The 16470-nt window shown below is 24.4% G+C and carries 17 protein-coding genes; 16 read left to right on the top strand and 1 reads right to left on the bottom strand.

The genetic code is table 4. The features are described from left to right. Nucleotides 1–38: 38 nt before the first annotated feature. From AACK85_RS03010 to AACK85_RS02990, 5 genes are all read left to right on the top strand, one after another. The gene (locus AACK85_RS03010) at nucleotides 39–2654 is read left to right on the top strand and encodes a valine--tRNA ligase (RefSeq protein WP_338969283.1); all 2616 of its coding nucleotides are present in this window, start codon (nucleotides 39–41) and stop codon (nucleotides 2652–2654) included. 96 nt (nucleotides 2655–2750) lie between these two features. Beyond that, the gene (locus tag AACK85_RS03005) at nucleotides 2751–3335 is read left to right on the top strand and encodes a hypothetical protein (RefSeq protein WP_338969282.1); all 585 of its coding nucleotides are present in this window, start codon (nucleotides 2751–2753) and stop codon (nucleotides 3333–3335) included. After that, nucleotides 3335–3874, top strand: coding sequence for a hypothetical protein (locus tag AACK85_RS03000; RefSeq protein ID WP_338969280.1), 540 nt, complete (start codon nucleotides 3335–3337; stop codon nucleotides 3872–3874). Before AACK85_RS03005 ends, AACK85_RS03000 begins: the two co-directional genes overlap by 1 nt. 202 nt (nucleotides 3875–4076) lie before the next feature. Continuing rightward, the gene (locus AACK85_RS02995) at nucleotides 4077–4598 is read left to right on the top strand and encodes a hypothetical protein (protein WP_338969278.1); all 522 of its coding nucleotides are present in this window, start codon (nucleotides 4077–4079) and stop codon (nucleotides 4596–4598) included. 101 nt (nucleotides 4599–4699) lie between these two features. Beyond that, nucleotides 4700–5548, top strand: coding sequence for an MBL fold metallo-hydrolase (locus AACK85_RS02990; RefSeq protein ID WP_338969276.1), 849 nt, complete (start codon nucleotides 4700–4702; stop codon nucleotides 5546–5548). 380 nt (nucleotides 5549–5928) lie between these two features. Here the strand turns inward: AACK85_RS02990 and rpsT are convergent, their stop codons facing one another. Continuing rightward, the gene (rpsT, locus tag AACK85_RS02985; protein WP_338969274.1) at nucleotides 5929–6174 is read right to left on the bottom strand and encodes a 30S ribosomal protein S20; all 246 of its coding nucleotides are present in this window, start codon (nucleotides 6172–6174) and stop codon (nucleotides 5929–5931) included. Nucleotides 6175–6371: 197 nt separating this feature from the next. Between rpsT and holA the strand changes: the two genes are divergently transcribed. The 11 genes from holA (at nucleotide 6372) to AACK85_RS02930 (ending at nucleotide 16310) form a co-directional block, all read left to right on the top strand. Next, the gene (holA, locus tag AACK85_RS02980; protein ID WP_338969272.1) at nucleotides 6372–7337 is read left to right on the top strand and encodes a DNA polymerase III subunit delta; all 966 of its coding nucleotides are present in this window, start codon (nucleotides 6372–6374) and stop codon (nucleotides 7335–7337) included. Then, nucleotides 7337–8776 (top strand): hypothetical protein, encoded by a 1440-nt coding sequence (locus AACK85_RS02975; RefSeq protein WP_338969270.1) that lies wholly within the window; start codon nucleotides 7337–7339, stop codon nucleotides 8774–8776. The genes holA and AACK85_RS02975 overlap by 1 nt, the downstream gene beginning before the upstream one ends. A gap of 73 nt (nucleotides 8777–8849) precedes the next feature. Next, complete coding sequence (locus tag AACK85_RS02970) at nucleotides 8850–9149, top strand: hypothetical protein (RefSeq protein WP_338969268.1); 300 nt, start codon at nucleotides 8850–8852, stop codon at nucleotides 9147–9149. Further along, complete coding sequence (locus AACK85_RS02965; protein WP_338969267.1) at nucleotides 9133–10227, top strand: hypothetical protein; 1095 nt, start codon at nucleotides 9133–9135, stop codon at nucleotides 10225–10227. Before AACK85_RS02970 ends, AACK85_RS02965 begins: the two co-directional genes overlap by 17 nt. Nucleotides 10228–10320: 93 nt before the next feature. Continuing rightward, nucleotides 10321–11865 (top strand): glutamine-hydrolyzing GMP synthase, encoded by a 1545-nt coding sequence (gene guaA, locus AACK85_RS02960; protein WP_338969265.1) that lies wholly within the window; start codon nucleotides 10321–10323, stop codon nucleotides 11863–11865. A 164-nt stretch (nucleotides 11866–12029) separates the two neighbouring features. Further along, nucleotides 12030–12602 (top strand): flavin reductase family protein, encoded by a 573-nt coding sequence (locus tag AACK85_RS02955; protein WP_338969263.1) that lies wholly within the window; start codon nucleotides 12030–12032, stop codon nucleotides 12600–12602. A gap of 195 nt (nucleotides 12603–12797) precedes the next feature. Then, nucleotides 12798–12983, top strand: coding sequence for a hypothetical protein (locus tag AACK85_RS02950; protein ID WP_338969261.1), 186 nt, complete (start codon nucleotides 12798–12800; stop codon nucleotides 12981–12983). A 3-nt stretch (nucleotides 12984–12986) separates the two neighbouring features. After that, nucleotides 12987–13463, top strand: coding sequence for an MmcQ/YjbR family DNA-binding protein (locus AACK85_RS02945; protein WP_338970958.1), 477 nt, complete (start codon nucleotides 12987–12989; stop codon nucleotides 13461–13463). Between the two features lie 120 nt (nucleotides 13464–13583). After that, on the top strand, nucleotides 13584–15050 hold the full coding sequence (gene guaB / locus AACK85_RS02940) for an IMP dehydrogenase (RefSeq protein ID WP_338969259.1): 1467 nt from the start codon (nucleotides 13584–13586) through the stop codon (nucleotides 15048–15050). 61 nt (nucleotides 15051–15111) lie between these two features. Continuing rightward, nucleotides 15112–15204, top strand: coding sequence for a lipoprotein (locus AACK85_RS02935; protein ID WP_338969257.1), 93 nt, complete (start codon nucleotides 15112–15114; stop codon nucleotides 15202–15204). A 404-nt stretch (nucleotides 15205–15608) separates the two neighbouring features. After that, nucleotides 15609–16310: a hypothetical protein gene (locus AACK85_RS02930; RefSeq protein WP_338969256.1), complete on the top strand. Its 702-nt coding sequence runs from the start codon at nucleotides 15609–15611 to the stop codon at nucleotides 16308–16310. The last annotated feature ends 160 nt before the right edge of the window (nucleotides 16311–16470 follow it).

The raw sequence follows: 16470 nt of genomic DNA, 5'->3' as shown, positions 1-16470 counted from the left end.
TTAATTGCTAGGAGCGATTTTTATTTTGGAGGAAAAATATGTTAGATAAAAAATATGACGGAAAATTAATAGAAAAAGATATGTATAAACAATGAATCGAGCAAAAAATATTTGAGGCAAATCCTCATTCACAAAAAGAACCTTTTTCTATTGTAATACCGCCACCAAACGTAACAGGCAAATTACATTTAGGACATGCACTTGATTATTCAATTCAAGATCTCTTGATAAGATTTAAAAAATTAAAAGGTTATGATACTTTATGAATTCCTGGTATGGATCATGCCGGAATTGCAACACAAGCAAAAGTTGAACAAAAATTAAAAGAACAAGGAATTTCTAGATATGACATTGGTCGCGATAAATTTGTAGAAGAAATATGAAAATGAAAAGAAGAATACGCTCAAATTATTCGTGAACAATGAGGTAAATTGGGTTTATCTTTAGATTATTCTCAAGAAGCTTTTACATATTCTGATGATTTAAATAAAATAGTCAATAAAGTTTTTGTAGAAATGTATAATAAAAACTTAATATACAAGGCTAAAAGAATCATTAATTGAGATATGCAATTAAAAACCGCGTTATCAAATATAGAAGTTATTTATAAAGAAATAGATGGTGAAATGTTTTATGTTAAATATTTATCACAAGACAAAAAAATGTATTTACTTGTGGCAACAACAAGACCAGAAACTATGTTCGGAGATGTTTGTTTAGTTGCAAATCCTCATGATGAACGATTTGGCAAATATATTGGTAAAAAATTTATTAATCCTGCAAATAATGAATTGATTGAATTGATAGCAGATGAATATGTCGACATAGAATTTGGTACTGGTATTATGAAATGTACACCAGCTCATGATCAAAATGATTATGAAATAGGTGTAAGACATAATTTGACTATGCCAATAATAATGAATGAAGATGGAACGATGAATGAATTTGCAGGTGAGTATGTTAATTTAGATCGTTTTGAAGTTAGAAAAAAATTAATAAATCAATTTGAACAAGAAGATATTTTACATCATATAGAAAAAATTAAACATCAAGTTGGTTTTTCAGAACGTTCAAATACAATAGTTGAACCATATCTATCTGAACAATGATTTGTAAAAATGTCAGATTTAGCAAAGCAGGTAGTTGATAACCAAAAATCAGATAATGCAATAGATTTTTTCCCAAATAGATTTAATGATACTTTAAATTCATGAATGACCAACACATATGATTGAACAATTTCTCGACAATTATGATGGGGACACAGAATACCAGTTTGATATAAAAAAGACAACAAAAAAGAAGTATATGTTGGAGAATTACCACCAGTTGACGTTGATAAATGAATTCAAGATGAAGATGTACTAGATACATGATTTTCTTCTGCACTTTGACCGTTTTCAACTCTTGGGTGAAATAGTAAAGATAAAACTTATTTTAAAAGATATTTTCCAACAAGTGTTCTAGTGACTGGATACGATATAATTTTTTTCTGAGTGGCAAGAATGATTTTTCAATCACTTCAATTTACAAATCAAATACCATTTAAAAAAGTCTTAATTCATGGATTGATACGAGATGAACAAGGCAGAAAAATGTCAAAATCTTTAGGGAACGGTATAGATCCAATGGATGTTATTGATGAATATGGTGCTGATTCTTTAAGATTTAGTTTATTAACAAATACGACACCTGGACAAGATTTGAAATTTTCACAAGAAAAAATAAAAGCATCTTGAAATTTTGTCAATAAATTGTGGAATGCATCTAGATTTGTATTTTTGAATTTAGCAGATGAAAAAATTGAAGATAAAATTGATATTAAAAAAGCAACAACTGAAAATGCAATTGACTTATGAATTTTACATGAATTTTCAATTTTCAAAAATGAAATGAATGATATATTCGAAAAATTTGAATTTTCACTAGCTGGCAAAAAAATTTATGATTTTATTTGAAATAAATATTGTTCTTGATATATTGAAATGTCAAAAGTTAATCTTGAATCATCAGATGCGTTAACAAAATTATTTACATTGACAACATTAAAATATGTTTTAAAAAATATATTAATTATTTGTCATCCAATAATTCCGTTTGTAACAGAAACATTATATAAAAAATTAACAAATACAGAAACTATTCTGAAATCGGAATGATCAAATGATAATTTTGAATTTGATGATTTATATTTTAACGATTTAATTTCTATTATAGAATCGATAAGAGAATTCAGACAATTGAATAATTTACTACAAAAAAAAGAATTGAAATTAATTATCACAAATATAAATGAAAAAAATAATGAAATTTTTAATAATAATATTGATTCAATTAATAAATATTTGAAGAAAATAATTAATGCAGATATATCATTTGATTTATCTAGCTCTGATAGATTTTCTATTCCACTAAAAAATTTTATTTTAGAAATTGATAAATTGAATTTATTTGATAGTAATCAAATAAAAAAAGAATTAGAAAAAAAGTTCAGTGAATTAACAAATGAAATTATTAGGTCTGAAAAAATACTTAGAAATGAAGATTTTATTAACAAAGCATCTAGTGAAAAAATATTGAGTGAACAAAATAAATATGATTCTTATTTAGAACAGTTAGAAAAGATTAAAAAAAGATTAAAAAATTTATAAAATGTTTATAAAAACCCATCAGATATTTTTCTATGATATTATTTTTTTAGGAGGGTTATTTGTGAATAAATATACCAGCCAAAAAAAGTTCGAATAATGAATTGTTTATTAAAGGAAAGTGTAAACAAAATACATGAACGAACTAAAAAATTTCATAGTTTTATTTTAAAATTATGATTGTTTGCAAAAGATAATATATTAAAAAAGTTTGAAATGTTATTTTTCTATAGATTTATGACAAAAGAATACTATCTATATGAAAATCATATTAATGATTTAATAGATAATATAATGGCATTTGATTTTATAGAAAAAATTATTTATAAGCCAAATACATATATAGAAACATTAATTGGAATATCTATTCCAAATTTTTGAAATGTAATAAGTTATAAAACAAAATTATCAAGCGTAGATAATATTATGAAAATGCAAAATATATTTTATAAAAAATCTTTGAATTTCTTTTACGTTTATAGAAGAATTAAAAAATGCAGTTACATTGATGATTTTTTTGATTTTATTCAAAATGAATTTTCATTTCCTGAATTTCCTGACGAACTTAAAATTATAAATAAAAAACAATATAAAGATCATGATGTTAAAAACGCATTGAAACAAAATCGGAATGAAATTCATTTATTCTTTTCAAAAATAAATAAAAATAGAAACATTTTTTAATGAGAAAACAAACTATTTTAATTTTTATTGCGTTCATTATATTGTTGACAATTGATGGATTTTTAATTTTTATATTTACAGATAATACATCAAATGGTGATTTACCATTGATGAGGAAGCGCTATTTATTATGACAAGTTAAGTATAATTTGCCAATAATAGAAAGTGCACAATCAGAAATAGAACAAATTGAACTTCCTAATGAAAAAATTAAATTAAAATCTTTATTAGAACAAAAACATATAAGATTAATTTGGTTTGAAAAATTACCATGGCAAACTTTAAATAGATTTTTATATGATACTGTTACAATAAACATAATACCTACATATGATTGTGTGAAAAAAATAAAACATAGTGATGCATCAGATAATGATCTTTTAAATATTGGTGTTCCTGAATTAATTAGAGCAAATTGTTTATTTTATCTTCATGAGCAAAAGACAATTGAAAGAATTTTTCTTGAATTAGAATCATTATTTTCAGAAAATAAATTATCTGAAATGTTTGACGATGCAATTAAAAAATTATTTATATAAAAAGAATATATTAATTGTATTAGTATGTCACATTTTTATTATTTTTTCTTTATATTTTAATATGGTTTGACTTTTGATTCCAATAATTTTTTTATACCTTGTATTTGTAATCAAAAAAATAAAATATTATTGATGATCATTAATATCAATAATATTTTTGATTTCTTTTTATTTGTTATTGTATGATGTTAATAATTATTATTTGGGATATGTTATAAAAAATCAGGATGGAATTGTTGTTAATGTTAATTTATCTTATGTTATTGTAAAAACCAGAGATATGTTTTTATATATAAAAATACCATTTAACGAGCATTTTTATATAGATGAACATATAAAAATATCTGGTAAATTAGTAGATTTAGGTGAAAATAATTATTATTCTTTTAATTTTTCAAAATATTTAAATTTTAAAAATGTATTTTTTAAATTAGATATTTCAAAAATAGAAAAACTAAATTCTAATTCCATAAGATATTTATTTTGAAAATGAATTAATAATTTAAATTTATCTGATTTATTTTTAGCATCAATTTCATCGGATTATTTAAAAAATAATAAAATTTATGATGATCTAGAAACGTTAGGTCTAACTTTCATGCTCAATTTTTCGAGTTTATACGGATTTGTATTAACTTGAATAATATCCAAATTCAGAAATTTTAAAATTAGATTTACTATTAATTTCACTATTTTGATGATATTGATTTTTTATGCTTATTAATTAATTTTCTTTTGTCTTTTATAAGATTTTTAACCATGTTTTTTATTTTATCATTTAGTAAAATAATTAAAAGGAAATTTTCAATAAATGAAAAGTTTTGCTTGTCTATTATTTTTGTTTTGGATATAAAACCATTAGATTTATTTTCGTCAGGTTGAATATATATTTTAGTTGCTTTTTTAGCTTTTAATTATTGATATAAAAATGAGAAAAAATCTTACTTTAAATTATGAATATTTTCTTTATTTGTATTTTCTCCACTTGAAGCTTATTTTAATCATTCCATAAATTTTATTACTGAATTTTTATATATGATTTTATTGCCATTATTTACTTTTTTAGGATTCATTTCTTTATTTCTTTCACTTGCACATATTAATGAAGGGGGTATTTGGCTTTCTGATATAGTAGATAATGGACTACAATTAATTGGACAAATAAAATTAATAATTAATATTGGCGATATAAATTTATTTTTTATAATAATGTTTTACGTTTTCCTATTTTTATTAATGAAAATGAGATTTCATTTGCAAATAAAAACTATAATTTATGGATTTTGAATATTTATTTTTTCAAGCATAATTATTTTAAATGGTTTCTTGACATCGAAAATTAGTCTAAACATGTTAAATGTTGGTAACGGAAATTCTTTTATATTGGAAAATGATAAATATAATTATTCATTAGTTTTTGATGCCGGAGTTGGAATGGGCAAAAATAAAAATACTCTTTCAGATTACATAAAATATAAAGGAATAAATTATTTAAAATATATTTTTTTAAGTCATTCTGATTCAGATCACATTAATTCTTTAGCCCAAATAAAACAAACCGTAATAATCGGCAAAATATATGGTCCAGAACCACTTGAACATCTTTATATAAAATATAAAGATGTTCGAATATGAATTTTTAATATTTTTTTAAATCGAACTGTTTCAAATTAAGAAAGCAATATTTTTTATATAAAAATGCACGATACTAGCATACTTTTCATGGGAGATTCAACTATAAAAACTGAATATTTATTATTAAATAATTCAGAATTTAAATCTATAGTTAATGATGCAGATTATTATCAAGTTGGGAATCATGGAAGTAAAACATAAACTAGTTATCAATTTCTGGAATTCATTAAACCAAAAAATTGTTTAATTTCTGGCGAAAATAACGATAATTTGCATTTTCCAGATCCAAGTGTAATTGAAAATCTCAAGGCAATAGGTTGTAAAATCGATATCACAAACGGAATTAATAATTTTGCTTATTTAATAAATTAAAATTAAAATTATACAAAAAAACCTCTATTTTAAAGAGGTTTTTGTATTTAAGCAGACATTAAACGTGATTTTTCGCGAGCAGCTTTATTTGATTTTCAAACACCCTTAGTCACTGCTTTATCTACCATACTTACTGCATTATTGATTAAAGTGTCTTTATCAGCATCATTGTTTGTTTTTGCAATCAAAGCTTTTTTAATTGCTGTTTTAACAGATGATTTAAAACTTTTATTTGCTAAACGACTTTTTTCGTTAGTGATAATGCGTTTTTCTTTAGATTTTATATTAGCCATTTTTACGCTCCTTTTGAATTATTACAACAAATAGAGTATAGCAAAAATTGCAAAGATATACAAAAAATTATTTTTTAATTCAAAATAGTATTTTAAGCAATTCATTTTATAAAAACAATAGGGTAAGTATAAGATATTTTCTTTATTTATTTTAAATTTGCTATTTTTAGTGTTAAATATTAGAGGTGATTGTGAAAATGTTTTTAGTTTACGGTGAAGATGAATATTTAAATAAAAAACAAATTGAAAAAATAATTAATCTAATTTCAGAAAATAAAAATTATGATGTTGAAAAATTTTCAGTAATTAATGATAGTTTTGATGACATAATAAATTCTGCATTAACAGTGTCAATGTTTGAAGACGCGAAAATAACAATTGTAAATGATTCGTATTTTCTAACTGAACAAAAAATTCAATTACATAAAACATACTCAATTGAAAAATTAGAGTTATTACTAAATAATATACCAGAAGAAAACACGCTAATATTTAATGTTAAAACTAAAACTTATTCAAAAAGATTAAAAATAGTCAATAAAATAACAGAAATGGCGAAAGTTATAGAAGTAAAACAACTAGAACCCGATAATATTAGAAATGTTATTGTATCTGGTTTTAAAAAGCATAATATTAAAGCTTCAGATAAAATAATAGATTATTTATTAATGGTTTTGCCTGTAAATATGAATATTATTTCAAATGAGCTTTCCAAAATCTATTTATTTAACGATGAATTAACATTTGAAAATATTAAAACAATTATAAATGATTATCGTGAAGAAGATATTTTCAATTTAAATAATTATTATTTAGAAAATGATGCCATAAAATTTATTAAAGAATTAAAATTATTTATGAATAAAAATAATGATTTATTTTCCGTTTTAGGTTTACTAGCAGCCAATTTAATAATTTTGCGAAATAGCTTATTATTATTGAATGAAGGTTTGAATTCAAATGAAATAGCTTCTAAATTAAGTCTAAATCCATATAGAATTAAAAAAATATTGCAAATAAAAAGCAAAAATATTGCTGATATTAACGAAAAATTATTAAATTTGTGAAGTTTGAATTACAATATAAAAAGTGGAAATTATGATATGAAAATATTACCAGAAATAGAATTACTAAAAACAATCACTAAAGGGGGAAAATATTAATGCAGCCACAAAAAGTTTATGAAAGTGCAGTATATCTTCTAAGTAATTTAATTGCAGATGAAAAATTACGTTATGAATTAAGCATTACAGAAACATTAAAAGAAAAAACAATTAATTTAATTAATGGAATGCTATATTTAGAATTTGATCATCAAACAGAAATGAACAATACTAAATTTGCACCAATATTTGCAAAAGCATATGTAAATATTACAAAAGAAAAAACAGAATTTGAAAAACCATCTAATTCATCAGTTGAAAAAGTCTATTCTTCTTATTCTGAATTAATTGCTTATTTAGTTACTAAATTTAATGCAGATAAAAATAAAATAGAATCTACAAACATTAAACCAAATGAGGATGAAATTAAATTAAATGCCAAAATTACTGCTGATATGAAAGAAAAATATAAACAGCCAGAACCAGATGTAATTCAAAAAAATGAACAAAAACAAGATTCAGTTAAATTTGAAAATAAAAATAATACTAATGGTCAGACTGCAAATAATAATAATCCAAATCTAAATCAAAATTCAAATAATTTTAATTATTTTGGTAAATCCGTTATTAATCCATTACAAGATCCAAGATTCTATCCATACAATAAAAAAGTTAAGGGTATGAAATGAATTAGAATGTCAATTGCGATCGTTGCGATATTAATGGCTGTATTATTTATGACATTTTATACTTTTGCAATTAATCAAAAGATAAATATAGACAAATCTAATAGTGTATTTGGTAATCTATTTAATGGTTGAAAACCAGTTATTGAAGGTGATTATAATTATTCACAAAATATAAATTTATTAAATTTTACATTTTCTCGTGGTTTTTCAACTGGTACATATGGCTTGGTACTTAGCTATTTTTACGGTATTGCTGCTATTGCGACTTTTGTATATTTTACATTTTTTTTACCAATAAAAATTCCAGCAGAAGGATTTAGAATGCAACTCACTTTATATATTATTATCATATTATTTTTAATAATTAATTTATTTGAAACTACAAGTTTCTTTGATATAGATAAATTTATAAAAGCAAATATGAATAGTTATTTTAAAAGTGTTTTTTATAAAGATGGTGGAAGTTTAACATTAGATCAATTTAACTCAGATTTTAATACATTATGAACTGAAGTTACAAGACAAACTAAAACTGTTGTTTGAACACTTTTGGCTGTTCTTACTTCGGTATTCTGTTTTATAGCAGCAATTTTTGGTACTGCTGTAATAATAATTAACCCAAAAAGAGATCGTGAAAAAATAATGCGTGCAGTTATGTCATATCAACAAGCGATGGCAGCTGCTATGGCTGGAACACCATATTCTATGGATGAATCATTATATGACAAAGAATTAATGGCAATTTTAGAAGAACAGCGTATTAAAAAAGAGAAGAAAAATCAAACAAAAAAAGATAAACAAAAAGATTAATAACAAGTAATTTAATATTACTTGTTTTTTATTTAACTGTTGTTTTACAATATTAATGTAGAGGTGCATAACAATGAGTTATTATTTTCAACATAATTTGCAATTTACTACACACGGAATGCAAAGAATAAAGCAAAGATTAAATATGAATGATTTAGATGATTTTGAAGTAAAAGAAAAATGTGTTAATTATGTTGAAAAATCACCATATTTTTTTGAAACAAAGACAGATTTGTATTTTGAATTACCAATCAAAAAAAGAATGTTTTTTATTGTTAAGAAAAAAGATATGACAATAATTACTTGTACACCAATTTCAGTTGAAAGAGAATATATACTTACATCAGGAGATAATTATGGACCAAAATTTTAGCAATAATAACGAAACTGAAAAAGATGATGTTAATGAAGCAAATAATAATTCAACCAACAGAATTTCTCCAAATTTAATTTTACCAATGGTTTTTGCAAGAAATTGAATGAATAATAAAACAAATGAATTTACTTTTTTAAATCAAAATAATATGAAAAAAATAGCAGTTAAATTAAATAATATTCCATTTGTAGGTAAAATTTTTATTAGTGATTTAAATTTTGATATTGAAAAAATTTTAGTGCGTTTTAATAAAATTGCTGTTAAATATGATTCTTTATTTAAACAAAAAATTTTAAATCAAAAAAAAATAACTTTATCAAGTATGGAAGTTTTAGAGTGAAAGTATTTCTTCTTTTTAATGACAACTATTAATGGTATTTATAAATTTTATTTTGATGATAATGCCAAACCATTTAGAATGTTGGATGTTGTCGAAAGACGTTTATCAAATAAATATAATCACGAAATGCGATTAATATTAAATTACATTTTGACAGATTTTTATGACAAAATCAAAATGCAAAATTTCTTAGAAGACATCGATGGCTACATTAGAGAAAATAATTACAAAATATTTTCAAAAACAAATGAACGTGTAATTTTGGTACCAAAAAATTTTTATGAAACAAGAGATTTTAGATTTATTGATGTTTATTTTCATCAGTTAATTAATAATACTTTTTTAAAATGATTTAGTATTTCAAATTTAGATCGTGAAAGATTCTTTTTGACAAACAATGTATGTGCTAATTTTGTTGATGATAAAACTAAAATTAATATTTTATCTATTTTGCCATTACATCCTCAATTTGCTTTTGGCGTTGTAAATTTGGGACCTGGTCGTGGGGAAATAAGACCCATGTTTAAATACTTTAAAAACAATCGAATAAATATTGAAGTTATGCCAAAAGTTTTGGAACCAGATGTTGAGATATTAAGAATTGGAATAGAAATAAATAAAAATAATTTTTATGCTTATGTTCCGTATGAATTTCAACCACGTCAAATAGAATTGATAAATAAGTCTTTATCAATTAGAGTTGTAAAATTAGCAATTGAAAACATAAAAGGATAACAGAATTTTTTCTATTTTTTATTATTTTTAATTGTAAAAAAAGAAAAAAGTTAAAATATGCTATTATTTAATTAATTCAAAACGGGGGAGTTTATGAAAGAAACACAAATTTTAATTTTAGACTTTGGAAGTCAATATACACAATTATTGGCAAGAAGAACTAGAGAACAAGAAGTTTTTGCAGAGGTTGTTAATTTAAATATTACCTATGACAAAATAAAAAAAGATTATAAAAATTTAAAGGGGATTATTTTGTCTGGTGGACCTTCAAGTGCGTACGATCAGAATGCATATTCTGTTGATCCGAAAATTTTTGAATTAGATATTCCAATACTAGGGGTGTGTTATGGAATGCAATTAATGACAACTATTTTTGGAGGAGAAGTAGAATTAGCAGCTAATCAAGAATTTGGTAAATCAAAAATTTATTTTGATGTAGATAATTGCCCTTTATTTAAAAATATAACTAATGGTACACAAGTTTGAATGAGTCATGCAGATCATGTCACTAAATTACCAGCAGATTTTGTTTTAACTGCACATAGCGATTCATCTGTGGCTGTAATTTGAAACAATAAAATGAATTTATATGGTATCCAATTTCATGCAGAAGTTACTCATTCTGTTGATGGATTACAAATGATTAAAAATTTTTTATTTGACATTTGTAAATGTGATCCTAATTGAAAAATTGCAAATTTTGTTAGAGATACAATGGAACAAATTAAACTAACAGTTGGTAATAAAAATGTTATCTTAGGATTAAGTGGTGGAGTTGATTCATCTGTTGTGGCGGCGTTAATTTCAAAAGCAATAGGTCAACAATTAACTTGCATTTTTGTTGATACAGGCTTATTGAGAAAAAATGAAGCCAAAAATGTTATGGATGCATATAATGATAATTTTAATATCAATATAAAATTAATTGATGCTGCAAATATCTTCTTTGAAAAATTAAAAAATGTTACTGATCCAGAAGAAAAAAGAAAAATAATAGGCGCTGAATTTATAAATATTTTCAATCAAGAAGCTAAAAAAATTAAAAATGTAACTTTTTTAGCACAAGGAACAATTTATCCGGATGTAATAGAATCAAGTTCAATTAATCACTCATCAAAAACAATTAAATCACATCATAATGTTGGTGGATTGCCAGAAGAAATGGAATTAACACTTCTAGAACCAATAAGATTATTATTTAAAGATGAAGTCAGAAAAGTCGGAATGGAATTGGGTTTACCAGAAAGACTTGTAATGAGACATCCATTTCCTGGGCCAGGTCTTGGAATAAGAGTAATTGGTGAAGTCACAGAGGAAAAATGTAATATTTTAAAAGATGCTGATGCAATTTTTATTGAAGAAATGTATAAAAATAATTTATACGATGCAACATCACAAGCTTTTGTTACTTTATTGCCCGTAAAAACAGTAGGTGTTATGGGAGACAATAGAACTTATGAATTTGTTGCCGCATTAAGATGTGTTGAAACTATTGATTTTATGACTGCAACAGAATCACATTTACCATGAGATTTTTTAAGTGATGTAGCAAATAGAATTATTAATGAAGTTGATGGTATAAATCGAGTTGTTTACGATATCACTTCAAAACCACCTGGTACAATTGAATGAGAGTAAAACAATTAATAATATAATAGTTTTTTAATTTAATAATAATTACGAATTATAATTATATTTTGACAATTTAGATTTAGTTAAAATATAAAAAATGATATTTAATAGTTATAATTATGAATATTTTTATTATTTTAAAAATAAATATATGAAAGGTAAAAAAATAAATGGCAATTAAAAAAGTTGATTTAAAAAAAGCTTACAGATTATTGCAGATAGGACCAACAACTATGATTTCTGCAAAGCATAATGGTATTGAGAATGTTATGGCTGCTGCTTGAGTATCTCTTGTAGGAAATAATAAAGTTATGGCATTTATAGGAAAGCAAGCATTTACACGCGAACTTGTAGAAAAAAGTGGTTATTATGTAGTTCAAATTCCTACTGTTAAACAAATGAATACAGTTCTTTATGTAGGAGAAAATAGTTATAAAACAATTAATAACAAACTTGATAAAATACCAATATTTTATCAAGATGAATTTGATTTACCCTTAGTAGAGGGATGCGCAGGTTGATTAATTTGTAAAGTAATTCCGAATGCACGCAATGAAAAAGAACATAATTTATTTATGGGTGAAATTATTGGAGCATGAAGTGATGACCGTGTTTTTAATAACGGTCATTGAATTTTTGATGATGCCCCGGATGAATTACGTACAGTACATTATGTAGCGGGTGGACAATTTTATGCAATTGGCAAGGGAACAAAATTTAATCATGGACCTGGATCAGACTAGATAGAGTTAAAAAATATTAATTAAATGAAATCTATATTTATGTATAATTATTTTTGTTTAACAATAATATGTTAAAAATTTATATATATAAATTAAAAAAGTAATACTATAACATAATTAGTGATAGTAATTATTTAAATAAAAAATATATTTATTACTTTATATATTAAATTGGAAATAAAAGGTGATAATTTTTTGAAAAAAACAGATTTTTTTGGAAATGAAAAAGTTAACTTTGACAAATTGTTAGAATTTGGATTTTATTTGAAAAAGTATGTATATTATTATACAAAGATAATTGTAAATAATCAATTTAGATTAGATGTAATAATAACGTCAGATGGAAAAATTGATACTAAATTAACTGATGCAAAAACTTAAGAATTATACATTTTACATAAAGCAAATAATAACAGTAGTGAATTTGTTGATTTTATAATTAAGGAATATGATAATATTTTAAATCAAATTAAAAATGACTGCTTTGAAAAAGTAATTTTTCAAAGCAATGATGAAAAACAAATAATTGAATATGTTGAAAATAAATATCATAATAAATTAGAATTTTTATGAACAAAATTTCCAACTAATGCGGTTTTTAGACGCAGTGATACTAATAAATGGTACGCGATTATGATGATTATTCCAAAAAGTAAATTAAATTTAAAAGGCCATGGTGATATTGAAGTTTTTGATTTACGTTTAGAACCAGAACAAATTGAAAACTTAATTGATAATGAGAAATATTTTCCAGGTTATCATATGAATAAAAAATATTGATATTTAATTTGTCTTAATGGATCTGTAGAGATTGATAAAATAAAAAGTTTTATTGATGAAAGTTATATACTGGAAAAATAATTAGTAATATTTTAAGTATAATGAATATTTGCAATTAAATTAATAACTAAAATTTTATAATGAATAAAAAATATAAAGCTTGCAATTTTAAATAACAAAAGAAAGTGAAGGAAAATAAGCATGAAAAATGATTTAAATGGAAAGTTAATTATGGAGGGGATTACCTTTGATGATGTTTTATTAATACCTGCAAAATCTGATGTCTTACCAGATCAAGCTGATTTGAAGGCTAAATTAACAAAAAATATTACATTAAATGTACCTATTTTAAGTTCAGCTATGGATACTATTACTGAATCAAAATTAGCTATTGCACTTGCAAGAGTTGGTGGGGCTGGTGTTATTCATAAAAATTTAACCATTGCAGAACAAGCTTTAGAAGTTGAAAAAGTCAAACGCAACGAAGCAGGTTTCATTATTGATCCAATTGTAGTTTCAAAAGATGAAACAATTAAAAAAACAAAAGAGAAAATGAATTTTTATAATATTTCTGGTTTGCCTGTTGTTGATGACAAAGGTATATTACTTGGCATCATTACAAGTAGAGATATTAAGTATGCCCACGAAATGAATTATTTGGTTGAAAATGTAATGATAAAAGAAAATCTTATTACTGGACATGAAAATATTTCGTTAGCAGAGGCAAATAAAAAAATGTTATCTAACCGAGTAGAAAAATTACCTATTGTTGATGGAAAAAACAAACTAGTTGGTTTAATTACAACAAAAGATATTGAAAATAAATTAACTTATCCGAATGCTTGTAAGGATAAAAATGGCAGACTTGTGGTAGGTGCTGCAGTTGGAATTGGAAAAGATACATTGTCAAGAGTTGAAGCTTTAATAAATGCAGGAGTTGATTTTATCGTAGTTGATAGCGCTCATGGTCATAGCACAGGAATCATAAATACTGTTTCAAATATTAGAAAACAATATCCAGATTTAGATATAATAGCTGGAAATATTGTAACTGCTGCAGCAGCAGAAGATTTATACCAAGCTGGAGCAAATTCTGTAAAAGTTGGTATTGGTTCTGGTTCTATTTGTACAACTAGAATAATAGCAGGTGTTGGAGTTCCGCAAATTAGTGCTATAAATGAAGTTTATGAATGAGGGAAAGATAAAAATGTTACCATAATTGCAGATGGTGGCATTAAACAAACCGGTGATATTGTAAAGGCAATAGCTGCGGGGGCAAACTTGGTAATGCTTGGTAATTTTTTTGCAGGTACAGAAGAAACTCCGGGTGAGGAAGTAATTGTAAATGGTAAAAAATATAAAACTTATGTGGGAATGGGTTCTTTAGCTGCGATGAAACGTGGATCAAGTGATCGTTATTTTCAAACGGGTGCAAAAAAATTGGTACCAGAAGGAATTGAAGCTAGAGTTCCATTTAAAGGCTCTGTTGCAGAAATTGTTTTTCAAATCATTGGTGGTCTAAAATCTGGTATGGGGTATACAGGTTCAAAAAATATTGAAAATTTAAGAACAAATGCCAAATTTATAAAAATTACAAACGCAGGTTTAGTTGAATCGCATCCACATGATGTAGAAATTACCAGAGAAGCACCAAATTATTCAAATTAGGTTTACTTATTAGATATAGTGAGTTATGCTATTATAAGAATATTTTAGGGGGAAAATTAATATGAAAAAATTATTAAGCATGTTAGCTGTTTTAGGGCTCACAACTACTGGTGCAACATCAGTTGTTGCATGTGGCGCTATCAATTTAGCGTAGAAAACTGATCTAAAAGATATTACTTTTCAAACGTATACAAACTTAGTCAAAGATAGTAAAAATGTAACAGAACAAGAAGCAACAGATGCGATTAAAAATGTTTTTGATGAAATTTTAAAACAATTACAAGCAAACGATGCAACAAGCAAAGTTACAGAAAATGACTTTTAAATAAATGCAGAAAGTGTTATAGTAACAGGTGATTTATGAGATGGCGTAATAATAACAATTAACATATCATTAACTTCACAATATTTAACTGGAACAGCAAACTTTGAAGTAAATTTTGGCTCGTTTGTAGATTTAGTACTTTAAAAAATAATAGTATTGATTTTCAAACTTCAAATGATCTAATTACAGAAATAGAAGCTAAAAAAAGATGATTTAATTTAAATGAAGCTGATTTGAAATTAGCAAATAAAAATGTAGATATTTCTTGATTTGAAACAACAAATTTGACTGCCGGTGATAAAACTACTCCTGGTAGTGTAGACGTTTTAGCAGCTACAGCACAAAATAAAGAATTTTTAAACATCTCAAAAGCGTCAATTCAAACAATTATAAAAGAGTCAGAAACTATAGACACATCTGTTGGTAATGGAACCGGTATTATAGAAGGTATTTCTTCAATTACTGAACTATCAAATAAAACTATTTTTGCAAGCAGTATTAAAAAAATAAATATATTAACAGATGAGGGAAGAATATTTTCTGACGTTGAAAATGATATTACTAGTGTATCGTTTACTATTCAACTCTCAAATGAAACTATTTTGGCTACATCTGCAGACAATGCTGCAAATAAAATTTGAAAATTAAATGTAGATGGAACAATAAACTCAATAATAAATAATGAATCTAATACTGGAATTTCATCAATCACTCAACTTAAAAACGGAACTATTTTGGTTGGTACAAATTTTGGTTTAATTTATCAATTAACAGATGAAGGTAAAATTGATACATCAGTTGGCAATGGAACAGGTATATTAGAAGACAAAACTTTTGATGGATTTGTTAGGGCAATCACCGAACTTTCAAACGGAACAATTTTAGTTGGAACTGGTACAACTAATGGTGGTTCAATTTATAAATTGGTTAATTAATTTGCTATTTAATTATTTGCAAGTAAAAAAATCTTTGATTAAAATTAAAATTATTATGTAAAAATAAATGTTTTTAAAAAGAGAATATGTAAATCAAAACTATCGTAATTGGTAGTTTTTTTTGTTGTATAATAATAGTGTATTTAAATATTTATGTATA

The organism is Spiroplasma endosymbiont of Labia minor, from assembly GCF_964019845.1.
In the GTDB taxonomy this organism is placed as follows: domain Bacteria; phylum Bacillota_I; class Bacilli_A; order Mycoplasmatales; family Mycoplasmataceae.
This window is presented reverse-complemented; position numbering and strand designations above follow the sequence as displayed.